This window comes from Bacillus sp. HY001 (genome assembly GCF_007558965.1).
GTDB classification, from domain to species: domain Bacteria; phylum Bacillota; class Bacilli; order Bacillales; family Bacillaceae_G; genus Bacillus_A; species Bacillus_A mobilis.
Genome location: NZ_VLTE01000114.1, coordinates 1 through 2,057 on the forward strand (window position 1 = coordinate 1; position 2,057 = coordinate 2,057).

Genomic DNA, 2,057 nt, shown 5'->3' on the forward strand with positions numbered 1-2,057 from the left:
TCTGTAATGGGGCAATATGCTGTTGTATGAGTACCAATTTGCATTGTAAGTACTTGTATACGCTCAGACTTTCCGTTTTTAGTTGGGAATAGCTTTTCAGATACGACTGTAATCAAGCCTTTTCCTACAGTACGCTCACGTTTCATACGGGCTAATTCCTCTAGTTCATGATCACGTACTCGCTCAAATTGATTAAAGTTTGTTTCTAGCACTGTGTCACCTTGTAGGTTCTCTGCTTCAAAAGCCATTCCAAGTTCTTCTACAGTTTGAGTGTTTGTCTTATCTTCTGCCATTATATTTTCCTCCTAGAACGTAAAAAAGGACACACCTGTACCGTTGGGATGGTACGTAAGGTGTGTCCTTCACGTAAATTATGGTTTATTTATATAGTTGTTAATACAAATATAATGGTATTTCTACTCAAATGCAAGAATAATTTTAAAATCATAAGTTTGCTATAGGTTAAATCAAAATCTAGAATGCAGCCTTACTAGGGGGACCGCTAGTATTTCGGAAAAAACACGCTAAGAGTATGCATAATTTTATACAATTTTTCGAGTAATTCAGTAACAAACGAGAACCCTAAAACCGCGCCAAGATAGGAATGTATAAAAAATTGAATAGATCCATAGAACAAAAAAAAGCGGACTCCCTGTGAGAGTAAGGGCCCGCTTTTTTCCTCTCTACCAATAATGATGCGTTATGTTAACTGTACTTGTATACAATATACAAAACAAAAATACTTTTTTAGATGCAAACACATATAAGATATCTAAAGTTATAGATGAACAAAATGTACTATTGAAGAATATATAAAATATATATCAAATATATATCAAATATAGTACAAGCCTATTCATTACATCCTTAGTAAAAATAAAATTTTATGGCTTTTGGAGGAAAACATATGCCCAAAAAAGTTCTCTTGTTTACAGATTTGGGAATTGATGATGTGTTTGCTATTCTGTACACCTTTTTTCGTAAGGATATCCAACTTGTGGGGATTGTAGCGGATTATGGAAATGTATCGAGAGAGAATGCTATAAAAAATATTAACTATTTGAAGTATATTTCGGGAAGAAAAGAGATACCCGTATTTCTCAGTGCTTCTGTACCTTTAACAGGTATATTGGTTCAATATTTTCCTGAAGTACATGGAAAAGTAGGACTAGGACCTATCATTCCACCTGAAATCCCTTATCCAATTTATCCCATAAATGATATTTACAAAATTATAAACTCAAATTTAGACGATCTTACAATTATCAATTTGGGAAGACTTTCATCATTGGCTACGTCATTTATTTTGAATTTAGAAGCAATGCGGAATGTGAAAGAATACATTTGCATGGGTGGAGCCTTTTTTTACCCCGGAAACGTGACTGCTGTGGCTGAAGCTAACTTTTACGCAGACCCTTATGCAGCAAACTTAATTCTGCAGCATGCGAAGAATTTGACAATTATTCCATTAAACGTCACCCAACACGCGATTGTTACACCTGAAATGGTTCAACAAATTGATGCATTTCACCGGAATACACAAGACCTTGCAGGACTCATCATCAAACCTATGTTAGACTACTACTATAATTTCTACTCTAAATCGAATCCTGGCATAGGAGGAAGCCCTATGCATGATTTTGTAACAATATGGTATTTGTTGAATCCAGATGCAGTTCGTCTGTCAAAAGTGCCCATCAAAGTAATTCCCGATCAAGGAGAAGGATTTGGTCAAAGTATCGCAGACTTTCGTTTTGTGACAAATCCAGGTTATAAAACACATAATATCGCTTTTCAGTTCAATTATGAAAGATTTAAGAGAGATATTATGGAAACATTTTTAAGGAAAAGACTATAGCATATCCTAAGTAAAGATAAAAATACATATTTAAAAAAGAATTATTTATAGTTGGATGTATTGTAGTTGCTATGAGTTTACTAAAATAGAACTTCCTATATCGAGAATTATGGTGCGACAAGAAGTCGCATTCCCACAGGGTAGCTTCTGCTACTAGATTAGATGCAAAGTCTATCTCCATCCGAAACTGCGGACTTGG

The 2,057-nt window shown here is 34.6% G+C and carries 1 protein-coding gene and 1 pseudogene; one reads left to right on the plus strand and one right to left on the minus strand.

What is annotated here, in order from left to right; translation table 11 throughout:
• Nucleotides 1-293 (minus strand): annotated as a pseudogene (locus FOT98_RS28510) (RNA-binding protein); the annotation flags it as partial.
• A gap of 614 nt (nucleotides 294-907) precedes the next feature.
• Between FOT98_RS28510 and FOT98_RS28520 the strand changes: the two are divergent.
• On the plus strand, nucleotides 908-1,858 hold the full coding sequence (locus FOT98_RS28520) for a nucleoside hydrolase (RefSeq protein WP_033696120.1): 951 nt from the start codon (nucleotides 908-910) through the stop codon (nucleotides 1,856-1,858).
• The last annotated feature ends 199 nt before the right edge of the window (nucleotides 1,859-2,057 follow it).